General features: G+C 64.7%; 20 protein-coding genes. 10 read left to right on the top strand and 10 right to left on the bottom strand.

Annotation, left to right across the window (positions count from 1 at the left end; genetic code table 11):
• Window positions 1-27: 27 nt before the first annotated feature.
• The 6 genes from GGR23_RS12875 to GGR23_RS12850 all read right to left on the bottom strand — a co-directional run bounded on the left by GGR23_RS12875 (window position 28) and on the right by GGR23_RS12850 (window position 5,400).
• A complete protein-coding gene (locus GGR23_RS12875) occupies window positions 28-1,188 on the bottom strand; it encodes a transporter substrate-binding domain-containing protein (RefSeq protein ID WP_183366682.1) in 1,161 nt (386 codons plus the stop codon).
• Window positions 1,189-1,774: 586 nt separating this feature from the next.
• Complete coding sequence (locus tag GGR23_RS12870; protein ID WP_183366681.1) at window positions 1,775-3,502, bottom strand: cation:proton antiporter domain-containing protein; 1,728 nt, start codon at window positions 3,500-3,502, stop codon at window positions 1,775-1,777.
• A gap of 94 nt (window positions 3,503-3,596) precedes the next feature.
• Window positions 3,597-3,872, bottom strand: coding sequence for a hypothetical protein (locus tag GGR23_RS12865; RefSeq protein WP_183366680.1), 276 nt, complete (start codon window positions 3,870-3,872; stop codon window positions 3,597-3,599).
• 4 nt (window positions 3,873-3,876) lie between these two features.
• Window positions 3,877-4,425 (bottom strand): cytochrome c oxidase subunit 3, encoded by a 549-nt coding sequence (locus GGR23_RS12860; RefSeq protein WP_183366679.1) that lies wholly within the window; start codon window positions 4,423-4,425, stop codon window positions 3,877-3,879.
• A gap of 107 nt (window positions 4,426-4,532) precedes the next feature.
• On the bottom strand, window positions 4,533-5,237 hold the full coding sequence (locus tag GGR23_RS12855) for an NnrU family protein (protein ID WP_183366678.1): 705 nt from the start codon (window positions 5,235-5,237) through the stop codon (window positions 4,533-4,535).
• A 7-nt stretch (window positions 5,238-5,244) separates the two neighbouring features.
• Window positions 5,245-5,400: a hypothetical protein gene (locus tag GGR23_RS12850; RefSeq protein WP_183366677.1), complete on the bottom strand. Its 156-nt coding sequence runs from the start codon at window positions 5,398-5,400 to the stop codon at window positions 5,245-5,247.
• A gap of 219 nt (window positions 5,401-5,619) precedes the next feature.
• On the opposite strand from GGR23_RS12850, the gene GGR23_RS12845 reads away from it, so the two are divergent.
• The 6 genes from GGR23_RS12845 to GGR23_RS12820 all read left to right on the top strand — a co-directional run bounded on the left by GGR23_RS12845 (window position 5,620) and on the right by GGR23_RS12820 (window position 11,311).
• Window positions 5,620-6,072, top strand: coding sequence for a c-type cytochrome (locus GGR23_RS12845; protein ID WP_183366676.1), 453 nt, complete (start codon window positions 5,620-5,622; stop codon window positions 6,070-6,072).
• Between the two features lie 26 nt (window positions 6,073-6,098).
• Window positions 6,099-7,445: a cbb3-type cytochrome c oxidase subunit I gene (locus GGR23_RS12840; RefSeq protein WP_183366675.1), complete on the top strand. Its 1,347-nt coding sequence runs from the start codon at window positions 6,099-6,101 to the stop codon at window positions 7,443-7,445.
• Between the two features lie 66 nt (window positions 7,446-7,511).
• Window positions 7,512-8,324 (top strand): CbbQ/NirQ/NorQ/GpvN family protein, encoded by an 813-nt coding sequence (locus GGR23_RS12835; RefSeq protein ID WP_183366674.1) that lies wholly within the window; start codon window positions 7,512-7,514, stop codon window positions 8,322-8,324.
• A gap of 16 nt (window positions 8,325-8,340) precedes the next feature.
• Window positions 8,341-10,239 carry a nitric oxide reductase activation protein NorD gene (locus tag GGR23_RS12830; RefSeq protein WP_183366673.1) on the top strand — a complete coding sequence of 633 codons (1,899 nt, stop codon included), beginning with the start codon at window positions 8,341-8,343 and terminating at the stop codon, window positions 10,237-10,239.
• A 137-nt stretch (window positions 10,240-10,376) separates the two neighbouring features.
• Window positions 10,377-10,679: a DUF2249 domain-containing protein gene (locus GGR23_RS12825; RefSeq protein ID WP_183366672.1), complete on the top strand. Its 303-nt coding sequence runs from the start codon at window positions 10,377-10,379 to the stop codon at window positions 10,677-10,679.
• Between the two features lie 113 nt (window positions 10,680-10,792).
• A complete protein-coding gene (locus GGR23_RS12820; protein ID WP_183366671.1) occupies window positions 10,793-11,311 on the top strand; it encodes a DUF2249 domain-containing protein in 519 nt (172 codons plus the stop codon).
• 137 nt (window positions 11,312-11,448) lie between these two features.
• Here GGR23_RS12820 and GGR23_RS12815 read toward each other — a convergent pair whose 3' ends face one another.
• On the bottom strand, window positions 11,449-12,669 hold the full coding sequence (locus GGR23_RS12815) for an NnrS family protein (RefSeq protein ID WP_183366670.1): 1,221 nt from the start codon (window positions 12,667-12,669) through the stop codon (window positions 11,449-11,451).
• 223 nt (window positions 12,670-12,892) lie between these two features.
• On the opposite strand from GGR23_RS12815, the gene nirK reads away from it, so the two are divergent.
• The 4 genes from nirK (at window position 12,893) to GGR23_RS12795 (ending at window position 16,403) form a co-directional block, all read left to right on the top strand.
• On the top strand, window positions 12,893-14,023 hold the full coding sequence (gene nirK / locus GGR23_RS12810; protein ID WP_183366669.1) for a copper-containing nitrite reductase: 1,131 nt from the start codon (window positions 12,893-12,895) through the stop codon (window positions 14,021-14,023).
• A gap of 94 nt (window positions 14,024-14,117) precedes the next feature.
• Window positions 14,118-15,059, top strand: a complete 942-nt coding sequence (locus tag GGR23_RS12805; RefSeq protein ID WP_183366668.1) for an SUMF1/EgtB/PvdO family nonheme iron enzyme — start codon at window positions 14,118-14,120, stop codon at window positions 15,057-15,059.
• A gap of 81 nt (window positions 15,060-15,140) precedes the next feature.
• Entirely contained in the window at window positions 15,141-15,833 is a 693-nt protein-coding gene (locus GGR23_RS12800) for a Crp/Fnr family transcriptional regulator (protein ID WP_183366667.1), read from the top strand.
• A 123-nt stretch (window positions 15,834-15,956) separates the two neighbouring features.
• Window positions 15,957-16,403 carry a pseudoazurin gene (locus tag GGR23_RS12795; RefSeq protein ID WP_183366666.1) on the top strand — a complete coding sequence of 149 codons (447 nt, stop codon included), beginning with the start codon at window positions 15,957-15,959 and terminating at the stop codon, window positions 16,401-16,403.
• Window positions 16,404-16,473: 70 nt separating this feature from the next.
• On the opposite strand, the gene GGR23_RS12790 is transcribed toward GGR23_RS12795, so the two are convergent.
• The 3 genes from GGR23_RS12790 to GGR23_RS12780 are packed head-to-tail and all read right to left on the bottom strand — an operon-like array spanning window position 16,474 to window position 21,351.
• Window positions 16,474-17,376 (bottom strand): DUF6671 family protein, encoded by a 903-nt coding sequence (locus tag GGR23_RS12790; protein WP_246365343.1) that lies wholly within the window; start codon window positions 17,374-17,376, stop codon window positions 16,474-16,476.
• A complete protein-coding gene (locus GGR23_RS12785; RefSeq protein ID WP_183366665.1) occupies window positions 17,355-19,778 on the bottom strand; it encodes a YbcC family protein in 2,424 nt (807 codons plus the stop codon). The genes GGR23_RS12790 and GGR23_RS12785 overlap by 22 nt, the downstream gene beginning before the upstream one ends.
• Before the next feature lie 4 nt (window positions 19,779-19,782).
• Complete coding sequence (locus GGR23_RS12780) at window positions 19,783-21,351, bottom strand: proton-conducting transporter transmembrane domain-containing protein (RefSeq protein WP_183366664.1); 1,569 nt, start codon at window positions 21,349-21,351, stop codon at window positions 19,783-19,785.

Raw genomic sequence — 21,351 nt, 5'->3', positions numbered from 1 at the left:
TCTCCGTTGAAAGGCGGCGTCTGCCCGTTATCTGCATGAGGCGTTCTCCAGGGAGCGTCCGTATCCGATCAGATAGGGGTCCGCCTTTACGCTGCTGGAGGATTCGAAGACGATGTCGAACTGACCCTTCCTGTTTGCCCGTCCGATCCGGGTCCAGACATCCGCATGCCCCCAGACCGGATTGATCGAGACGCAACCCTGCGGCGCCTCGAACTCGGCGCCCATGACCGAGGTCCGCAGCCGGCGGGTGTCCATGGAGTTCGTCTGTTCCAGCGTGCGGGCAAACAGGTTTACCTGGAAATAGGAGGCCTCGAGGCACATGTTGGTGGGCTCGTCGCTGCCGTAGCGTTTCTGGTACTGGCTGACGAAGCCGCTGTTGCTTGCGGTATCCACGCCCTGAAAATAGGAGGCCGCCGTGAAATGGCCTTCACCGACATCATAGCCCATGGCGCGGATCTCCGCTTCCGTCGTCGTCAGGCTGGCAATCGGCACCGTTTTCGGGTTGAGGCCGAGATCGTGATAGGCCTGGTAGAGGAAGGTGGTGGATTCGCCGACGACCGTCGAGAAGATCACGTCCGGCTGGGCGTGCTTGATGTCGCGCACCAGCGGCAGAAATTCGCTCCTGTCCGCCTCGAGCCGCAGATAGCGCTCGCCCACGATCGTTCCGCCATTGGCGCGCACCAGCTCGCGCATCACCCGGTTCGACTCCCGGGGATAGACATAGTCGGAGCCCACGAAGAAGAAGCGGTTGCCGAACTGCTGCATCAGCGCCTTGCAGAGCTGCACCGTGTTCTGGTTCGGCGTTGCGCCCGTATAGATGACGTTGGGCGAGAACTCGAAACCCTCGTAAAGGGTCGGATACCACAAGAGCCCGTCGAGCCTCTCCACGACCGGAAGGACCGCCTTGCGGCTGGAAGAGGTGTAGCATCCGAAGATGGTGCTGACGCCGTCCTCGACCATCAGACGCTTGGCATACTGACCGTAGGAGCGGACTTCGGATCCCGGGTCGTAGACGACCGGCTCGATCGGCCGCCCGTTCACGCCGCCCCGATCGTTGATTTCGTCGATGGCGATCAGGGTGCCTCGCAGCTGCGTTTCCTCGATGACGGACATGAAGCCGGTTTTCGAGAAAAGGACACCCACCCGCCAGGGTGCTGAGGTTTGCTGGTTTCGGTTGATAGCTCCCATCGTAAATGTTTCATCCCTTTGTTGATCCCCTTGTGCAAACCGGCCATCCGTGAAGTCTTCTCGCTTCATCTTCCGATCGCCAGCTGTCCATTCTCAGTGCCTGCGTCTTCTCCGTGCAGTTGGATGTCCTGAAAAACAAAAAGCCTCCCGGCCCGGCCAATGACGGGGCATAGGAGGCAGCATCGCGCTCAACTTTCGGGGCGGCACCCTTGCCGCCAGCGGTCTCCGCGACCGCAAAAAACAGACTAAGGTCCTTTTGGATCGGGTGTCAATGATGTTTGAAACGGCGGGATGACGCCGGTTTCAGCGGGAAACGCGCTGGCTATCCCGTGTTTTCACCGGCTTTTGCCAGCCCGTGCAGCGGTAGTCCATGGAAATGAAAACAACATTGGACATTCAACATGTAATGAAGTTCAGAATGAAGCCTGCCGTCGGCCTTGCGATTCCCGACCGCCGGGATCGGAAACGACGTGATTAACCTGTTAATTGTCAGGTAGGGTAGACCCCTGAGGCAGCCCCGAAAGGGGTCGAGCGACCTCTTTACGGCATGAATTCCGCCTGCCCTTTTCTCGCCCCGGGGGAACAATCACGCCGTCTGGCCGTAACGATGGCCTGGCGCGCCGGCTGCGCCGGCTGCCGCGGCCATGCTGCGGGCGAGTTCTTCCTCCCCCATGACCACCACATCCGCACCGCATTTCGTCAGGTAGGCAACCGCATCCGTCGCGTGGGCACGCGCGATCACGCGGATGGCGGGATTGGCGGCGCGGGCCGCCTCCACCACATGCCCGGCCTCGAAGGGATCGGGAATGGCGGTGATCAGGCACCGTGCCCCCTCGAAATTCAGCCTCTCCAGCATGGCTGTCTCGCCGCAGGGGCCGACATGGGTTTCGATGCCGTCCTTCTCCAGCGAAGCCACCGCCTCCTCGTTTTCCTCGACCACCAGAAAAGCGTCGCCGTTCGCCTTCAGCGCCGCGGCTATGGCCGATCCCACCCGGCCGTGTCCGACCAGCACCACATGCCCCGCCAGCGTCGTCGGCGCCTTCCCGGATTCTGCCGACACATCAGGTTGCAAAGGCGCATCGGGTGCACCGGACGTCCGGGCCGCGGCCAGGCGGTCGATGGCGATGAACATCAGCGGATTGAGCAGGATGGACAGGATCGATCCCGCCACGACGAGGTCCCTCGCCTCTGCGGGGACGATGCCGAGATTGACGGCGAGCACGATCAGGATGAAGGAGAACTCGCCGATCTGGGCAAGGCTTGCCGAAATCGTCAGCGCCACGCCGTTGGGGTGGCCGAAGGCGCGGACGATCGCATAGGCGGCGGCCGACTTGCCGAGCGCGATGATCAGGAAGGTCGCCAGTACCGCAAGCGGTTCCGAAACCAGGATCGACGGGTTGAAGAGCATGCCCACCGACACGAAGAAGAGCACGGCGAAGGCGTCGCGCAGCGGCAGGGTTTCCTTCGCGGCCTGATGGCTGAGCTGCGATTCCGCCAGCACCATGCCGGCAAAGAAGGCTCCGAGCGCGAAGGAAACGCCGAAGAGGTTTGCCGAACCATAGGCAACGCCGAGCGCGATCGCGAGGACGGCGAGCCGGAATAGCTCGCGCGAGCCCGTATGGGCGACATAATGCAGGATCCAGGGAATGACCTTTCGCCCCACCACCAGCATCAGCGCGACGAAGATGACCACCTTGACCGCCGTCAGCAGGAGCGTGGCCCAGACGGGACCGATGCCGAGCCAGTCCACGAGGCCGAGGCTGCCGGTATCCGCCGGAGGGCGGCCGCCCAGAAGGCCTGCCAGCGGGGGGACCAGGACCAGGGTGAGGACCATGACCAGATCCTCGACGATCAGCCAGCCGACGGCAATCCGCCCCTTGCCGGTTTCCACCTCGCGCCTTTCCTGCAGTGCCCTTAGGAGAACGACGGTGCTGGCGACCGAGAGCGAAAGGCCGAAGAGCAGGCCCGCCCCTCCGCCCCAGCCGAGCAGCCAGGCGAGGCCTGCACCGAGCAGGGTGGCAACCGCGATCTGGCCGATGGCACCGGGAATGGCAATGGTGCGGACCGAAAGCAGATCCTTGAGCGAGAAATGCAGGCCGACGCCGAACATCAGCAGGATGACGCCGATTTCCGCCAGTTCTGCGGCCAGCTTCTGATCGGCCACGAAGCCGGGGGTGAAGGGACCCACGAACACACCCGCCAGCAGATAGCCGACAATCGAGGGCAGACGCAGTCTCTGGGCAATCAGCCCGAGGAGAAAGGCAAGTGCCAGTCCGATGGAAATGGTGGCAATCAGCGGCGTATGGTGCGGCATGCGTCTCCCTTGTCGTTCGAGTTCTACCAAATGTATGGTTCGACCCGCTCGACTTCAACCGCGCATCGCAATCCCTTCTCGCTCTGAACCTCTCTCAGGCTCCGAAAAAGGCCGCTGTCAGCGCAGCGCCCGAACCGAAGGCCATGAAGCCGTAGAGCGGCAGGGCAAGTCTCGGCGAGACGCCGCGCAGGCCCAGAAAATCGAGGATGATCAGGCGGGATTTGGCCAGCGTCATGATCACGATCACAACCAGAACCGCCGCCGGCAGAGGCGCTTCCTTCCATTGCGAGGCGAGGAGCGCGGCGATCGTCCCGAGGGAAAGGATCCAGTTGCCGCTTGCAAAGAGGGTGTCGCGTGTCTTCGTCTTCATGGGATCAGCTCAGGTAAATGAGGGGGAAGAGGGCGAGCCATACGAGGTCCGTCACGTGCCAGAGTGTTGCCACACGGCGAATATCGCCGCTGCTCTGCCGGAAGGCGAGAAGAAGGAGCAGGCCGGCCAGAAAGACGACATGGGCAAGATGATAACCCGTGAGGATCACGTAGGACTGGAAGAAGCTTTCGGCACCGGGGAGACTGGCGATCGGCCATTCCTGCCGGTATTCGGCGATCTTCAGAACGGCAAAGACCATGCCGAGCCCGCCCGCGGCGATCAGGTGCACCCGGCGGAAGAAGCGGCTGTTTCCGGCCCGCACGGCAAGGGCCGCAAACCATCCGGACAGCAGCAGAACCACCGTGTTGAGGCCGGCCATCCGGCTCGCGAGCAGCGCGCGACCCGCCTCGAAGCCGGCCGGATCCTTCAGCGCCTGCAGCGCGAAGGCGCCGATGAGCGCGGCGAAGATGACGAGTTCTCCCCATATGAGGATCCACATCAGCAGGTCACCGTCCGCCGTTGCTTCCGTGTCGTTCTGATCTGCCAGCGCCATGAGCTGCTCCTTTTCATGTCGATCGAGGCCTTGCGTCGGACACACCCTAGAGAGGGAACCCGTCCGCCACTTTGCGTTTTCGCAAAGTGTCGTGCGAAAGCCGGCGTTCAGCCGGCATTGGCGAGCGCCAGCGGATCGACCCCGATCGCCATCTCGTGGCCCCCTGCCAGAAGAAGGAAGGTCGAGATCACGGCGATTGCCAATCCTGCCAGGAGCGGTGCATCGATCAGCGCTGCGCCTTCGCCCCGGCGCCCGCGGTGGAAGACGCCCAAAAGGGGGATGATGGTCGTTCCGGCGGTCAGGGCGGCGAAACCTCGGGGCCCCAGCCGTCTCCGTGTCCGCCTTTCCTGCAGGGCGATGCCTGCGAGTGAAAAGAGCGAGAAGGTGGAAAAGAGGATCACCGAGCGCAGATCGCCGTTTGGCGGCAGATGGCCGAGCGCCCAGACAAGAAAGCCGACGAGGACCGGGTGCCGGGTGATCGAGACGATGGCGTCCCTTGCTTCGCCGCCGCGCCGCAGCGTGACGGAAAGGGGATTGCGGCTCAGCAGCCCCGCAATGACCAGAAAGAGGCCGACCGGGGCCGTTGCAAGGGTCACGTCAGCCTGCCAGGGGGCGGGATCCCACAAGGGCACGTAGTCCAGTCGGAAGGCCGACCAGAAGACCAGGCCGAGGGACAGTGTCGAGACCGCCGAATAGAGGCCGAAATAGATGCCGCGCCCCAGCGCGCCGATGAGCGCCGATCGGATCGGGGAGATGGCGGGAATGCTGTGCAGGGCGATGAAGAGCGCAAGGCTGGCAAGGAAGAGCGGCATGGCATCCTCACTGCGTGAGGAACAGGACCGCCGCGATGACAAGCGACGATAGGACGGCCAGCAGAACGCCGGTGCGCTGCAGGACGCCCATGCCGTAAAGAACGATGGCAAAGCCAATGATGATGGGGGTGGCGATTGCCAGTCCCACTTGGGCGTCGGTCATGATCGCGGCTCCTGGCGCTGAGATTTGACCTGCTTCTAGGCCCGCATTCCCCACCCGTCTTTGCGGCAGCGCAAGTTTTCCGGCGCGCCCCGTTCCGTCTTTTTGTTTGCCAAAGCGCAAAGAGGGATTTCCCCCGCTGCCTAAAAGGGAAACCGACACGCCGATCTCCCGAAAGGGTAGGCCGGCGATCGACAGACCTTTCGAACAAGGAGCCGGGGCATGGCAGAACGCCTCACTAAGACAGGGGCCCGAAACGTCTTCTATGGCGGGTCGGTCTTCTTTTTCACCATTTTCGTGGGGCTGACCGCCCACAGTCACTACTACATGAAGACGACCTCCACGGACGAGACGACGCTGACCGAAAGCGTCGCCCGCGGAAAACACGTCTGGGAGAAGAACTCGTGCATCAACTGCCACACGCTGCTCGGCGAGGGCGCCTATTTCGCACCTGAACTCGGCAACGTCTGGAAACGCTGGGGCGGGGATGCGGATCCGGAAAGCGCCCGGGAAATGCTGAAAGCCTGGATGGCCGCCCAGCCCTCGGGCATCGAAGGCCGACGGCAGATGCCGCAGTTCAACCTCACCGACCAGGAAGTGCGCGACCTCGCCGATTTCCTCGAATGGGCCTCCAAGATCAAGACGCAGAACTGGCCGCCGAACGACGCCGGCTGACCGCTTGCTTTCAAGGGACAATAATCATGAAATATCAAAGCCAGAAGGTCGCGATGCTCTACTTCTACGGAGCACTGGGCCTGTTCTTTGCACAGATCCTCTTCGGGGTCATCGCTGCCACCATCTACGTGTTGCCGAACACGCTTTCGGTGGTGCTGCCCTTCAACATCGTGCGCATGATCCATACGAACGCGCTCGTCGTCTGGCTGCTCATGGGCTTCATGGGCTCCACCTTCTACCTGCTGCCTGAGGAAAGCGAGACGGAGCTTTTCAGCCCGAAGCTCGCCATCGCGCAGTTCTGGATCTTCCTGGTGGCCGCGGCGATCGCGGTTGTCGGCTATCTCTTCCACATCCACGAGGGCCGCGAATTCCTCGAGCAGCCCTTCATCATCAAGGTCGGCATCGTCATCGTGGCGCTGATGTTCCTCTTCAACATCACGCTGACCGTGCTGAAGGGCCGCAAGACCACGGTGACCAACATCCTCCTCTTCGGGCTCTGGGGCCTTGCGGTCTTCTTCCTCTTCGCCTTCTACAATCCGACGAACCTTGCGCTCGACAAGATGTACTGGTGGTACGTCATCCATCTGTGGGTGGAAGGCGTCTGGGAGCTCATCATGGCTTCGGTTCTTGCCTTCCTGATGATCAAGCTCAACGGCGTCGACCGCGAGGTGGTGGAAAAGTGGCTCTACGTCATCATCGGCCTGGCGCTCTTCTCCGGCATCCTCGGCACCGGTCACCACTATTACTGGATCGGCGCACCCGGATACTGGCAGTGGATCGGCTCGCTCTTCTCGACGCTCGAAGTGGCGCCCTTTGCCACCATGGTCGCCTTCTCCTTCGTCATGACCCGCAAGGCCGGCCGCAAGCATCCCAACCAGGCCGCGCTGCTCTGGTCGCTCGGCTGCTCCGTCATGGCCTTCTTCGGGGCCGGCGTCTGGGGCTTCATCCACACGCTGTCGCCGGTGAACTACTACACCCACGGCACCCAGCTGACCGCCGCGCACGGCCACCTCGCCTTCTTCGGCGCCTATGTCATGCTGAACCTCGCGATGATGGCCTATGCGGTGCCTGAACTCCTCAAGCGCGAACCGGCCAATCAGGGCCTCTCCAAGCTCGCCTTCTGGATCATGTGCGGCGGCATGTCGATCATGACCTTCGCGCTCACCTTCGCGGGCATCAAGCAGGTGGAGCTCCAGCGCATTGCCGGCGAAAGCTACATGGATACCCAGGACCAGCTCGCCCTCTTCTACTGGGTACGCCTCGGCTCCGGTTTCCTGGTGCTGGTCGCAGCCTTCCTGTTCCTCGCCTCGCTCTTCCTGAAAGGCCAGCGCAAGGCCGCCGAACGCGCCACTGCCGCCCAGCCTGCCGAGTGATCCCATCACGCCGGCAAACCCCTCCCCGATCCGGGGAGGGCCCCGATCTCACCAGGAACCCTTGCCATGACCCTTCACCTTTCCGACATCAAGTCCCTTTCGCCCGATATCCCGGCCTACAGCCCTGCGGGCAACGAATGTGCCCTCTTCGAGGCCGCCCATCAAAGGCGTCTGCCGCTGCTCCTCAAGGGGCCGACCGGCTGCGGCAAGACCCGCTTCGTTTCCCACATGACCGCCCGGCTCGGGCTGCCCCTGACGACCGTTTCCTGCCATGACGACCTCACTGCCGCCGACCTCACCGGGCGCTACCTGCTGAAGGGTGGCGACACGATCTGGGTCGACGGCCCGCTCACCCGTTCGGTGCGCCAGGGCGGGGTCTGCTACCTCGACGAGGTGGTGGAGGCGCGCAAGGACGTCGCCGTCGTTCTGCATCCGCTCACCGACGACCGACGCATCCTGCCGCTCGAACGCACCGGCGAGGAACTGGAGGCCCCTGACAGCTTCATGCTCGTCGTCTCCTACAATCCGGGCTACCAGAATCTCCTGAAGGCGCTGAAGCCCTCCACCCGCCAGCGCTTTGTCGCCATCGAGTTTTCCTTCCTGCCGCGCGAGCAGGAAATTGCCGTCGTCTCCCGGGAAAGCGGGCTTGCCGAGGGCAGGGTCGCTCCGCTGGTCTCGCTGGCGCACCGGCTTCGGGCCCTGAAGGGTCACGATCTCGAGGAGGGCGTCTCGACCCGTCTTCTCGTCTATTGCGCCACGCTGATCGGCGCCGGCATGGACAGCCGCGAGGCAATCCGGGCCGCCATGATCGAACCGCTGACCGACGAACCGGATATCCGCGCGGCGCTGCTCGAGACCGCCCGCGCCGTGGCCGCCTGAGGCAGGAGAGATAGCGATGCTGGATTTTCTGGAGCTCGAGGAAACCGTCGGCCGGGCCTGGCATCGCTTCGCCGGCGATACGCGCAGCCTTCCGTGTCATCCTGCGGCGGAGGTGGCCCTGGAAGAGATGCGGCCGGTGCTGGGACCCTTCTTCCGTGCCCTCGGGGGCGAGAGCACGGTTCAGATTGCGCCCTCCCGCGCAAGGAGTTCCCTGCACCGGCTGCGTCTTCGGCAGTATATCGGACTCGGCGAGGAGCGGATCGAGGAAATCGCCCGCGACCACCGGAGCCTGATGCTTCCGGAGAAGATTGCCTTCTTTCCCGAGCGCGATCTCAACCGGGACCTTTACCTCTGGCTCGCCGCCTTCATGGCGGTGATGCCGGCGCGGCCGGTTCCGGAGGGCGATGGCGATCCGCTTGCGGCGGACCTCTTGCACATCGCCCGCTCTGCCGAAACGGCGCATCGGGTCATCCGCATCTTCCCCGGGCTTGCGCCGCTCTATCGCCGGATGTGCGCACATCTGCTCGAAGGCCGTCGGCGCGGGTCGCTGCCGCGGGCGGAGCAGGCGGTGGAAAACCGTATCCGTCTGCTTCTGGCCGATGCCGCCGGGGTGCCTCTCGTCGCGGCACCCGAGCCCCTTCTTGCCCGTGCGCCGGCGGGCTATCTGCCGCATCTTCCGGTGCCGGTCTGGCCCCGCTTCGTCAACCGCGGCGAGACCCCTGCCCGTGAGGGCGAGGACCAGCCCGTTCCCGGCACGGCCAACGGGCCGGAATGCGGCCGAAAGGTTGCCGTGCGGGAGGATCCCGAGCGCGGCCGTTCGGAACGCAGCCCCTTCATTCTCAACCGCTTCGAAAAGATCCTGTCGCTGTCGGAGATGGTCAGCGTCGACCGGCCGGCGGACGATTCCGACGACGATGCCCGGACCGCCGACGATCTCGAGGACATGACGCTCGGCGAGCGACGGGGCAAGCCGGCCTCCCGCTTCCGCTTCGATCTCGATCTGCCGCCGGAGGCGGTGGACAGCAAGGCGCTTTCCGCGCCGCTGCTCTACCCGGAATGGGACTATCGCACCCAATCCTACCGGCAGGGGCAGGTCGCCGTGCATTGCTCCCGGGCGGATCTGACGGGCGATCTGGAGGCATCGGGCGAAGAAACGCTTTCGCTCATCCGCAAGGTGCGCCGCCAGTTCGAGGTGCTCCGGCCGAGGAACACGCTGATGAAGGCGCAGCTCGACGGAGCCGAGCTCGATCTCGACCAGCTCATTCGCCGGCAGGCAGATCTTGCCGCAGGAGGCGAGGGCACGGACCGCATCCACATGACGAGCCGCCCGCGTGACCATGACCTGGCGGTAACCCTGCTCACGGATGTTTCGCTGTCCACCGATGCCTGGATCGACAATCGCCGGGTCATCGATGTGGAGAAGGAAGCGCTTCTGGTGCTCGCCCACGGGCTTGCCGCCTGCGGCGATCGCTATGCCATCCAGACCTTCACCTCCCGCCGGCGGGATTATGTCCGCATCCAGACCGTGAAGGATTTCGACGAAGGAATGTCGCCCGTGGTGGAGGGGCGGATCTGCGGTCTCAAGCCGGGCTACTACACCCGCATGGGTGCAGCCATCCGCCATGCGGCGGCCGATCTTCTGAAGCAGCCGAACGGCAGGCGGCTGATGCTTGTGCTCACCGACGGCAAGCCCAATGACGTGGATTACTACGAAGGTCGCTATGCGCTCGAGGATACGAGACGCGCGGTCATGGAAGCCCGCCGCTCCGGCATTTCCGTCTTTGCCGTGACGGTAGACCGCAATGCGCAAACCTATCTTCCGGCGCTGTTCGGGCAGAAGGGCTTTGCCATGGTCGGCTCGCTCGCGCGGCTTCCTGCCGCGCTGCCGGCCATCTACCGGACACTGGCGGGCTGAGGCGCCCCTTTGCGGTCTTTGCGCGGCCGCAAAGTCTGGCCGGGCGCCTCCTGCTAGGCTGGTTTTTCCATCGGCCGTTGCCGCGGCGGCCGACCGTTCTTCAACAGACGCGGCCGCTTCACCAAGGACGATCCCGCATGACCGCCTCTCCCGATTCCCTTGCCATAGCCGGCAATTCGCCCTTTCCGATCCTCGACCTGCGCATGCTGCCGCCACCGGAACGGCATGCCCGCATCTTTCATCTGCTGGGCATGCTCGACGGCGGCGAAACATTGACGCTGATCAATGACCATGATCCCCTTCCGCTGCACCGTCAGCTGGAATGGGTCCAGCCAGGCGTCTTCTCCTGGGAATATCTGGCCGAGGGCCCCGACGTCTGGCAGGTGCGTATCGGCAGGCGCGAGAGCGCCGGCTGCAATTGCACCTGCGGCAGCCATTAGAAGGCAGCCATTTCACCGATGCCGGCCCTGCCGATGCCCGAAGGGGCTTGACCGGGGCCCGGCGCCCATCATCTTTGCAGAGCGAGGCGGCCTCTCCGCCAAGGAAGAAAACGATGCCGAACGAACCTCTCCTCCTCGATGTCAGGCCCATCCTCGCCTCGGGCGGGCAACCGCTGGCGGCCATAGATGCGGCCGTCGACTGTCTGCGGCCGGGGCAGGCGCTTCGGCTGCTCGCACCCTTCCGGCCACAGCCCCTCTTCCGCTTGATGGAAGGCAAGGGTTTCGATGCCCATCCGGTCGATCTGCCCGATGGCGGCTGCGAGGTGCTGTTCACGCCGCGGGAGGAGGCCGGCGATCTGAACGCGGCCTCTGCCATACCCTCTCCGCTGACCTGGCCCGACCCGGTGCTGCTGCTCGATCTCACCGGCAGGCCGAGCGGCGAGGCCTCGGAACGCATCCTTGCCACGCTGGAGCTGCAGACGGAGGGCGAAGTGATCTTCGTGCTGCTCGACGGCGAACCGGCCTTTCTCTATTCGGACCTTACGAGCCGTCGCCACGGATGGGTCGGCAATTACGATGCCGCCGGCGAAACCTACCGCATTCTCATCCGGCGGGGCGCTTCCATCGCCTGAGCCCATCCAGGCCCCGAAGGGCTGACGGCCTCCCGCCCGAGGACAGGTGGGAGGCCGTTTCCGTTTGTGGGCTGGACAGGACGCCACGAAGAAAGGGGGCAGGCCGCGCCTGTCCCCAGCCTACCCTTCGTATGCCTTCAGCTGCGGCGGGTGGCCAGCATGGGGCCATGTTCTGCTGCAAAGAGGGCAAAGGCCGCCGCAAAGCATGCACCCGCGGCGACGAGGAGAGGCATCTGCCACTCCGACGCAAATTCCGCCGCAGGGCGCAGGAACCCCGCAAGAAACAGCAGGGCGTAGGAAAGACGCGTCACCGGCGAGGAGACCAGCTGCCGCCCCGTGTGTCCGCGGCTGGCGCGGGTCATGACGGCCAGCATCATGGTGGATATCGCGCCGATGGTCAGCACATGCAGCACGAAGGGCTCGTCGAGGAGGTCCGCAGCACCCAGAGCGATGGTGGCAAGGCCGACCGGCACAAAGAGATAGGAGGCGTGCAGGACGAAGAGAAGGATTTCGCTGCGAACGGCAAGGCCCTTCCAGCGCATCAGCCGCACCGCATGAAGTAGGGCAGCGAGGAGTGCGGCCGCGCCGGTCAGGGTGTTTTCCGTGTCACGGACCCACAGGCCGAGCGCCACCGCGCCCGCCAGAATGCATGCTATGTCGAAGCGGTTGAAGGGTACGGGCGCATCGGTCCGGCCGAGCTTGGCCATGTAATTCCGGGTGAAACTCGGAATGATCCGGCCGCCGATGATCATCACGAGGAGCGTGTAGGCGGCGATCGACAGCCGGATGGCCTCGCCGGGGTGCTCGCCCTCGATCATCGCGTAATGGAAGCATCCATTGGCAAGGGAAAGCAGCAGCAGGCCGAAAAGCACCTTGAGGTTCTTCCACTGCCGCCCGGCAACGATCTCGCGAAGCGAAACGGCCAGCATGGCCGGCAGGAAGACCATGTCGATAGCTGCAGAGACGGGAAGGCCCAGCCTGTCGGGATCCAGCATCGCAAAGCGGCCCATGGCCCATGCGGCCAGCAGCAGCGCCAGCGGACGGCCGGAGACAGGCAGCCGGCCCGTCCAGTTCGGAATGGCCGTCAGCAGGAAGCCCGCAAGAATGGCGGGGGCAAAGCCGAACAGCATTTCGTGGGCGTGCCAGTGCCCGCTCCCGTAGCTGCCGCCCGGCTCGGCAATGCCCTCAAGCGCCAGCAGCCAGAGGATGATGGCGGCGGAGGCAAACAGACCGCCGAGCAGGAAGAAGGGGCGGAAACCATAGGAGAGGAGGGCGGGCCCGCTCTTTCCCTTGCCCCGGACAGGGGCATCGGAGGGGGCGCTCCTTTCGAGGCCGAGAGTTTTCTTGATGACGCACATGGCAAGGATTCCTGGATTGCGGGGCCCGACCACCGGGCCCTCAGGAGCGTTCTAGCCGGTATGCGCATTCCCTCTTTGCGCGGACGCAAGCACGCGCGCGAGAGGTCGCCGTCGAGGGATCTGCCGATCTTCGGGAAGTTTGTGCTGCCACAAAGAGCGCATCGGCCGGCGGGTCTACAACCATTCTCGAAACTGATCGCAGACGAAGAAAGGGGACATCGTCATGTCCGAAGCCATGAAACTCACCCGCCGCACCATGCTCACCGGAGCAGCGCTTGCCGGGGCCGTCGCGCCCGTGCTGGCCGCCGCGAAGGCCTCTGCCGCCACGCCTGCCAAGCCGGTCGGCAAGATCGACATCGCCAGCCTGCCGCGCCAGAAGGTCGACCTGGTCGCGCCGCCTTTCGTGCATGCGCACAGCCAGAAGGCCGAGGGCGGACCGAAGGTGGTCGAGTTCAAGCTCACCATTCAGGAAAAGAAGCTGGTGATCGACGACAAGGGCACCGAAATCCATGCCATGACCTTCAACGGGTCGGTTCCCGGGCCGCTGATGGTGGTCCATCAGGACGATTATGTCGAGCTCACCCTGGTCAATCCCGACACCAACACACTGCAGCACAACATCGACTTTCACGCGGCAACGGGTGCCCTGGGCGGCGGTGCGCTGACGCTGGTCAATCCCGGCGAGACCGCAGTCCTGCGCTTCAAGGCCACCCGCGCCGGCGTCTTCGTCTATCACTGCGCACCTCCCGGGATGGTTCCCTGGCACGTTACCTCCGGCATGAACGGTGCCATCATGGTGCTGCCGCGCGAAGGCCTGAAGGACGGCAAGGGCAATGATCTCGTCTATGACAAGGTCTATTATGTCGGCGAACAGGATTTCTATGTGCCGAAGGACGAGAACGGCAACTTCAAGAAATACGAAAGCCCCGGCGACGCCTACGACGACCAGCTGAAGGTCATGCGGACCCTGACCCCGACCCATATCGTGTTCAACGGGGCGGTCGGCGCACTGACGGGTGAGAAGGCGCTCAAGGCCGAAGTGGGTGACCGGGTTCTGATCGTTCACTCCCAGGCCAACCGCGATACCCGTCCGCATCTCATCGGCGGTCACGGCGACTATGTCTGGGCAACGGGCAAGTTCAACAATGCCCCCGATGTCGATCAGGAAACCTGGTTCATCCCGGGCGGTGCAGCAGGCGCGGCCTACTACACCTTCCACCAGCCCGGCGTCTATGCCTACGTGAACCACAACCTCATCGAGGCCTTCGAGCTGGGTGCTGCCGCGCACTTCAAGGTAACCGGCGAATGGAACGACGACCTGATGACCGCCGTCGTGGCCCCCAACGCCACCTGATCCCCCCGGTGCCGGTTCTCCGGCACCCGAACCGGGGCGGCGACGAGCCGCCCCGGCGTCTCCTTCCCCGGCTTGTTCCCGAAAGGACGAGGCCATGACCGCGCTCACTCGCAAACAGGCCGACAGGCCCATCTCCCTGCTTCTGCCAGCCCTTCTCGCCGCTTCGCTTGCGGCTGCGCTTTCCTTCCAGCTCGGCGCCTTCCGGGCGGCGCCGGCCGATGCGGTTCTCTTCCGTCCCGAACTGGTAACCCTGCCCGCCGGCCGCTTTCTCCATCGGCTGGACGGCGAATACTACCGCAATGGCTATGCGGTAGACGCGCCCAAGGTGGAACTGGTTCAGGCCGAGCCGCTGGAGATCATGAAATTCCAGGTGACTGCGCGGGATTACGATGCCTGCGTCGCCGATGGCGTCTGCCACCCGCGCGAGCCGGGCAAGCAACCCCAGCCGGCACTTGGCGAGGACGTACCCGCAACCGGTGTTAGCTACGACGATGCCATCGCCTATGCGCGCTGGCTTTCCGATCGCACCGGCGAACTTTACAGCCTGCCCAGCGATGCGGAGTGGGCTTACGCCGCGGGCGAGAAATTCGTCGACGACGCGCTCGGCATCGATCCGGAAAGCCGCAATCCGGCACTGCGGTGGCTGGCCGACTACAACCGCGAGACCGCCCGCAAGGCCGCTGTGGATCCCACGCCCAAGCCGCTCGGGCATTATGGTGCAAATGCCGCCGGAGTGGCCGATATTGCAGGCAATGTATGGGAGTGGACCTCCACCTGCCAGCGTCGCGTCGATCTTTCCGCCGCCGCCAGGGGCAAGGCGGTCGACAGCATCTGCGGCATCTATGTCGCGGAAGGCCGGCATCGCACGGCGATCAGTTCTTTCGTGCGCGAACCCAAGACCGGCGGATGCTCCGTCGGGGCTCCTCCTGACAACCTGGGATTCCGTCTCGTCAGACGGCCGGATTTCCTGGAGCGGGTGAAGATGGGCATATACCGCTGGCTGCCGGGCTCGGAAGCGGATACGGGAAATCCCTGACTTGTGCCGGTGGCGTTCCGGGAGGACAATCCGCGACGGCCCGCCCCGCCTTTCGGCGCCGAAACCAGGAGTTCGACCGTCTTGCGCATAGACCGCAGCATCGTTCAGCCGCTTCCGCTCTTCTCCCGCATGAGCGACAGCGAGATCGACCAGATTCTCTCCCATGCCACCTCTGCCCGGGTGGCCATGGGCGAAACCGTATTCGTACAGGGAACACCAGCCAATCACTTCTTCCTGCTGCTGAATGGCCGTCTGAAGGTTACGCAGGTCACCGCAGACGGGCAGCAGATCATCGTGCGGGTCGTCCACCCCGGCGATCTGTTCGGATTTGCCAAGGCATTGCAGCGGCTTGACTACCCGGGTACGGCCCATGCGGCGGCCGAAAGCCTCTATCTCGCCTGGCCGACCTCGCTCTGGTCCTTCTTTGTCGAGCAGAACCCGGCGCTGGCCGTCTCCGCGCTCCAAACCATCGGCAACCGCCTCGAGGAAGCGCATACCCGCATCCGCGAAATGTCCACCCAGGAAGTGGAGCGCCGCGTCGCCCATGCCGTCATCCGTCTCGCGGGGAAGGCGGGAAAGGCGGAGGAAGAGGGCGTGCGCATCGATTTCCAGATCTCTCGGCAGGATATCGCCGAGATGACGGGCACCACGCTGCATACGGTCTCCCGGCTTCTCAGCGCCTGGGAGGGCAAGGGTCTCGTGGCTGCCGGGAGGCAGAAGCTCCTGGTGCGCGACCTCAAGGGTCTCGCACGCCTTGCCGAGGGCGAGCGCTGAGGAGAAAAGCGGCCGACCGCGCTCCAGTTTGACGTAGCGCAAAGTTTCCCGTCCGGGATGCTCTATGTCTTGTCTCACGCCAACGGCAATTCGCCGTGACGACTTCTCAAAGGAGACAGGACAATGCTTCATCTTTCCCGTGCGCTGTGCGGCGCCTCCCTCGCCCTTTCGCTGATGGCCGGCATGGCCGCTGCTGCCGATTTCGAGGTGCACATGCTCAACAAGGGCAAGGACGGCTCGATGGTCTTCGAACCCGCACTTACCCAGGTTCAGGCCGGCGATACGGTCACCTTCATCCCCACCGACAAGGGGCATAACGTCGAGTCCATCAAGGACATGATCCCCGCAGGCGCCGAAGCCTTCAAGAGCAAGATGAACGAGACCTTCAAGGTTACCCTCACGGTTCCCGGCGCCTATGCGGTCAAGTGCACGCCGCATGTCGGCATGGGCATGGTGGGTCTGGTGGTCGTCGGCGACAAGCCGGCCAACCTCGACGCCATCAAAAACGGCAAGCTGCCGAAGAAGGCACATGAACGGCTCGAAGCCGCCATTGCCGGCGTTGCCCAGTAATCAAGACCAGCGCAGGTGCGGCACCTTCTGCCGCACCTGCGATTTCCTGCGCCGGCCGGGCTCCTGGAGCTCATGGATTGCACACCGCGCAGAACACCGAACTGGCCTTCTCCGGCTGCCCGGGTCTTGGCCGTTTCTCCCTGTGATCGCAGGCGACGCATTCGAAAATGGCGTGCAACGGCTGGCCGGTCGGAAAACCGCAGTCCTCGCAGGGCAGCCCCCCTTCCATCCGGACCGCTCCATAACCCGGTGACGCACAGCCCGGGCAAAGACAGGCCGCTCTTTCGGCAAGCCTTGCAGCGAGCCTCTTCAGCGTGGTCATCCGCCGGGGGTTCATGTGGGCGCGCATGTCGGTCTGGACAAAGGCCTTCCCGTCCAGGCTCGCCGCACTCGCTGCCTTGACCGCTTCTGCGAGAGTCTTTCCGTCATCAATGGCCTTCACCGTTGCACCGCCCCTTGCCCCGGGAAGGCAGGGCCGCACGATCAGGCGGTGACGCGGAAAATCCATCCGGACGAGATGGGCTTCGAGTTCGCCCATATCTGTCACCTCGGCATGATGATAGACCGGCTGATCATCGATCAGGCTTTCCTGGATCACGATCCCGCGCCGCTCATCGACCAGCACCGCCAGCTCGACGCCGGCGGCGAGGAAGGGAATGTGGGGATGCGGACCGAAACTGCCTTCGCTCGCGATCGCAATATCCGCACCGGAACGATCGAGGGCGAGACGTGCCTTTGCGATGGCTGTTTCCAGCATTCCCATGCGGCGGGGGATTTCGCCGGCAAAGGTGCCGAAGGCATCGGTGTCTATTCCTTCCGCCACCGTCAGTCTGAGCCCGAGCAGGTCGAGGAGAGGGCCGGCAAAGGCCTCTTCCTTGCCATGCATGCTGGCAAGAACCGCCGTCTCTCCCGTGTAGACAGGACGGTTCAATGCCGTTCCGAAGCGGTCCATCAGGCCGTCTCCCTTGCCCATTCCGGCGTCCCGTATGGTTCCGCCGGCTGCTCCTCGAAGCGGAGATCGCCCGCATAGCGAAGTGTCGGTCCTCCCTGATCGTTGATGCAGAAGAGCTTGATCCAGCCCCGGTCGAGAAGCTGCCGCAACCCGGGCTGACGTGCCAGAATATCCGTGACGGCAGAGGCAGGCGCGGCGACGAAGACGGAAAGCCGCATCGGCTCGTGCACCAGCCGCCTTCCGTCATGCACCGATTGCCAGGGCAGGCCCGTCCGCATGGGTCCGCCGTTGCCTTCCAGCACGCCGATGCCGCCCACCACGTTGTGGAGAAGCTTGTTGCCCGAACCGAACAGGGCGGGCGCAACCGAGGAGCCGTAGTACTGGAGGTTGATCCAGCTTGCGACCACGACAGGCGCCGTGAGGATCAGCTCGAGCACCTTGAAGCCCTCGTCCTTCTGCCAGACATAATCATGCAGGAAGGCCCGGCCTTCCAGGGAGTGGCCGACGGTGAGAGAGCGGGGCGCGGCGATAAAGGCTGTGCAACCGGCGAGCCCCCATTCGGGGCGCGTCTCCGCCCAGTCGCGGCTGCGCCGTGCCGGCGGCGCTTCGGCGCCCCGCGGCAACCGCTTGGCGCGTTCCGTCCGGGCAAGCCGCCCCGCCACATGCAGCCAGTCCCGCAGCCGCGCGAGGTCCGCCTCATGCGCACTCACCTCGACATCGCCCTCGAACAGCGTCACCTCGTCGGTGGTTGTGTCATGCAGGCCTGCGAGAAAGAGCGTATCCTCCGGTATGAGAATGTTCTTTTCCTTCAGGCCAGCACGCACCGCGGGGTCGTTCAGCAGGTTTGCCAGCAGCCTTGCGTTGACGTCCCCCGCATGACCGCCGCACGCGCCGCACTGCAGGGCGCTCAGGAACGGGTTGTTGGCACTTGTGGCGCCATGGCCGGCAAGCAGGACGATCCGGGCGAAGTTGGTGGTCATCGACATCGCCCGCAGCACCGCCTCCGCGGTCGCTGTCCGCTCCGTTTCAGACGTCCCGTGGGCGGTGACCGGTCCGGGGGAGATCCTCTTCCGGCCGCGCCAGCGGAATGAATCGCCGATCAGCTTGCCTGCATAGACAGGCCCCATCGCCTCGATGAAGGCGAAGGAGGATACCGCCGCCTGCCTGAAGCGGCCAAAGGCGCGAACTGCCCTTGCCTTGAAACGATCGGCGCGGTCGCGCTCCCCGGGCACGGCCTCGCAGGTGAACTGGCCGGCCGGCAGGAGGACGGGAAGCCTGTGTTCGGTCAGATCGGAAGCCGCCTGCCGGTGGGCTACGCCCATCCCGAAGAAGCCGGCGAAACCGGTCGTGGCAATGCCCATGTCGACCGTTTCGAGCGCGCGGCGGAAGACTTCGGAACGCACGTCGATGCAGAAGGCGGCCTGGACGGAGGGCCGCACGGGCAGCGGATCGGCCACCACCTTGCCGGAAAGGCAGGCCCATTCCAGCGAGGCGATCCGCCGGCGGTTCTCGCCGAGTTCGGCAGCTTCGAGAAGTGCCGCATCGATCAGCCGGTCCCGGCCGGGCCGAACGGGGCTGCGGTGGGCGGCAAGCGAGTGCTGCCATTCGGCTTCGATCCCCTGCCGGTAGAGCCGGAAAAGTGCAGCCTCGAAAGCCAGCCGAATCGCCAGGAGTTCGGTCACGCTGGTCTCGCCGGAACCGTCCCGCTCGGCGGAAAACTGCAGCTGCCGGGCATATTGCCCATAGCCGCCGAGGCCTAGCAGAAGCTGGTGAAAGTAGGTGCCCGGCTCATGACCGAGCCCGAGACGTTCCCCGGCAGCGGCGATGGCGTCCCGCGCCGAAAGCGGCAGTTCCGCAACCTCGGCGGCAAAGCCTTTCAGACCCGCTATTTCCGGCGTGAGATCGTGCATGGCGAAGAGGCGCCATGCAGCATAGGCACCCTTTGCCCGCGATGCCGCCCAGAGGGCCTGTCCCTCGTCGAAGTAGCCGGCCGCAAAGGTGCCGATCCGTTCGATCACGATCCGCGGCCAGTCGATACCGCTCGCCCGTGCGGCCAGGCTCGCCACGTCAGGGATCACGTCCGGCAGCGTCTTCTCCCGGAGCGCCGCAGCCGCCAGTTCCGCGGGAGCCTTGAGGCCCGGAACCGGGATGCGCTGAAGTGCTGTGGCAAGATCGTCCCCGGTGATGAGGCCGCTTTCGATCCGCCTGGCAAACCAGTCGCGGGGCGGGGCGAGATCGGTTCCGGAAAGGCGGCCGAGCAGTTCCGCGGTTTCCGCGAGCGTCAGTTGCGACTGGCCGAGGAACGGATTGACGGCGACCGTGGCCTGAAGCGGCCAGGCCGGCGGAATGGCACGGCCTGCACCGTCTGCTGCCTGCCAAAGCCGATGGGCGTCCGAAAGGTCGAAGTGCGGAAGCTGGTTCATGGGTTCAGTCCTTCTGGGCGGAAGCGGGCGTCAGGGCGAAATGGCCGAGCAGCCGGTCGAAGAGGGCGTTGACATAAAGTCCGTTCTGCAGATGGACCCGCAGACCGGCTGCCGCAGGGTGATAGGCCCATAGCGGGAAGAGCGACTGGGCCACGGCCACGATGCCGAAGGTGACGACCGCCAGCGCGATCAGGGCCCATTCCAGCGGTCCGGGCTGTGGCGGCAGGGGAACCGTGCCCGCGGTCAGCCGGTAGGTGGCCCACTGCAGTCCGAAGTAACCGATGGAGGCAGCAAGTCCGTAAAGCGAGGTGCGCCAGGTGAGGGCACGCGGGGCGGTGTCGGCCAGACCCTGCGCCAGCAGATAGGCGACGCCGAAGATCAGGATTGCGCCGAGCGCCAGTGCCTGCGGCGGCTTGTGCCAGAAGCCGAAGGCAAGGCCCGCAACGGCGTAGATCACAAGCGCCAGAAGGAAGGCCCGTGCAACGGCCCGCGCATCGGGCACAGCAACCGGTCCGGGGCGACGGGCAGCGAGCACCGTTTCCACCGCATTGCCCGAGGAGAGGAAGGCATGGGCCTTGTAGAGCGAGTGGGCGACGATGTGCAGCAGCGCGATCGGGAAGAGAGCAAGGCCGCATTGCAGGATCATGAAGCCCATCTGGGCGACGGTGGACCAGGCAAGCGAGGTCTTCACAGCGCTCTGGGTGAGCATCACGAGCCCGCCGAAGACCGCGGTGAAGGCGCCGATCATGACCAGCGCGGCCAGCGTGATCGGGGAGAGGAGCATGACGTCGGCAAAGCGGATCAGGATGAAGCCACCGGCGTTCACCAGCCCCGCATGCAGCAGTGCGGAAACCGGTGTCGGCGTTTCCATCACCTCCGTCAGCCAGCCGTGGGTTGGAAACTGGGCGGATTTCAGCAGGGCGGCGACGGCGAGGAGGGCGACTGCCACGTCCGCTCCTGCAGGCTGCATGCCCGCCCGTGCGCTTTCGAGGATGGTTGCGATATCGGACGTTCCGTAACCGGTGCCGAGAATGATGGCGGAAAGGGCAAGCGAGACGTCGGCGATCCGCGAAAGGATGAATTTCTTGCGTGCAGCCCGCCGTGCGGCAGCCCGGCCGGGATAGAAGACCAGAAGCTGGTGGAGGCACAGGCTTGTCGCGACGAAGCTCGCCACGAACAGGGGGAGGGTGCCCGCTATGACCAGCAGGGAGACGGCCGACAGGGTCAGGCTCATCCAGGCAGTGAACGGGCCCTGCCGTCCCTCGCCGTCCAGATAGGTTGCGCTGTAGCGCATCACGATCCACCCGATGAACGTCACGAGCAGCAGCATGACGACACTCAGAAGGTCGTGACGTACCGCAAGCGCAAACGCGCCGCCGCCCACCGCCGGGCTGGTGCCCGGGCCCGCATGAAGAAGGAAACCCAGACTTGCAGCCGCCACGAGAAAGGCTGCCAGCGAAAGCAGGTTGGTGACGGCAAGGATGCGCCTGGGACGTGCCCACGGGCCGGCCGCGGCAATCACGGCGGCAAGCGCATAAAGGCAGGGTGCTATGAAGGGAATGCTGTGCAACAT

Source organism: Gellertiella hungarica, from assembly GCF_014197145.1.
GTDB lineage: Bacteria > Pseudomonadota > Alphaproteobacteria > Rhizobiales > Rhizobiaceae > Gellertiella > Gellertiella hungarica.
The sequence above is the reverse complement of the archived record's forward strand: the minus strand, read 5'-3'. Positions and strand labels throughout refer to the sequence as shown.

Excerpts from the sequence above, each read along its gene's own strand:
- GGR23_RS12875 (WP_183366682.1), bottom strand. The coding sequence starts at position 1,188 with ATGGGAGCTATCAACCGAAACCAGCAAACCTCAGCACCCTGGCGGGTG.
- GGR23_RS12870 (WP_183366681.1), bottom strand. The coding sequence starts at position 3,502 with ATGCCGCACCATACGCCGCTGATTGCCACCATTTCCATCGGACTGGCA.
- GGR23_RS12865 (WP_183366680.1), bottom strand. The coding sequence starts at position 3,872 with ATGAAGACGAAGACACGCGACACCCTCTTTGCAAGCGGCAACTGGATC.
- GGR23_RS12860 (WP_183366679.1), bottom strand. The coding sequence starts at position 4,425 with ATGGCGCTGGCAGATCAGAACGACACGGAAGCAACGGCGGACGGTGAC.
- GGR23_RS12855 (WP_183366678.1), bottom strand. The coding sequence starts at position 5,237 with ATGCCGCTCTTCCTTGCCAGCCTTGCGCTCTTCATCGCCCTGCACAGC.
- GGR23_RS12850 (WP_183366677.1), bottom strand. The coding sequence starts at position 5,400 with ATGACCGACGCCCAAGTGGGACTGGCAATCGCCACCCCCATCATCATT.
- GGR23_RS12845 (WP_183366676.1), top strand. The coding sequence starts at position 5,620 with ATGGCAGAACGCCTCACTAAGACAGGGGCCCGAAACGTCTTCTATGGC.
- GGR23_RS12840 (WP_183366675.1), top strand. The coding sequence starts at position 6,099 with ATGAAATATCAAAGCCAGAAGGTCGCGATGCTCTACTTCTACGGAGCA.
- GGR23_RS12835 (WP_183366674.1), top strand. The coding sequence starts at position 7,512 with ATGACCCTTCACCTTTCCGACATCAAGTCCCTTTCGCCCGATATCCCG.
- GGR23_RS12830 (WP_183366673.1), top strand. The coding sequence starts at position 8,341 with ATGCTGGATTTTCTGGAGCTCGAGGAAACCGTCGGCCGGGCCTGGCAT.
- GGR23_RS12825 (WP_183366672.1), top strand. The coding sequence starts at position 10,377 with ATGACCGCCTCTCCCGATTCCCTTGCCATAGCCGGCAATTCGCCCTTT.
- GGR23_RS12820 (WP_183366671.1), top strand. The coding sequence starts at position 10,793 with ATGCCGAACGAACCTCTCCTCCTCGATGTCAGGCCCATCCTCGCCTCG.
- GGR23_RS12815 (WP_183366670.1), bottom strand. The coding sequence starts at position 12,669 with ATGTGCGTCATCAAGAAAACTCTCGGCCTCGAAAGGAGCGCCCCCTCC.
- nirK (WP_183366669.1), top strand. The coding sequence starts at position 12,893 with ATGTCCGAAGCCATGAAACTCACCCGCCGCACCATGCTCACCGGAGCA.
- GGR23_RS12805 (WP_183366668.1), top strand. The coding sequence starts at position 14,118 with ATGACCGCGCTCACTCGCAAACAGGCCGACAGGCCCATCTCCCTGCTT.
- GGR23_RS12795 (WP_183366666.1), top strand. The coding sequence starts at position 15,957 with ATGCTTCATCTTTCCCGTGCGCTGTGCGGCGCCTCCCTCGCCCTTTCG.
- GGR23_RS12790 (WP_246365343.1), bottom strand. The coding sequence starts at position 17,376 with ATGGGCAAGGGAGACGGCCTGATGGACCGCTTCGGAACGGCATTGAAC.
- GGR23_RS12785 (WP_183366665.1), bottom strand. The coding sequence starts at position 19,778 with ATGAACCAGCTTCCGCACTTCGACCTTTCGGACGCCCATCGGCTTTGG.
- GGR23_RS12780 (WP_183366664.1), bottom strand. The coding sequence starts at position 21,351 with ATGTTGCACAGCATTCCCTTCATAGCACCCTGCCTTTATGCGCTTGCC.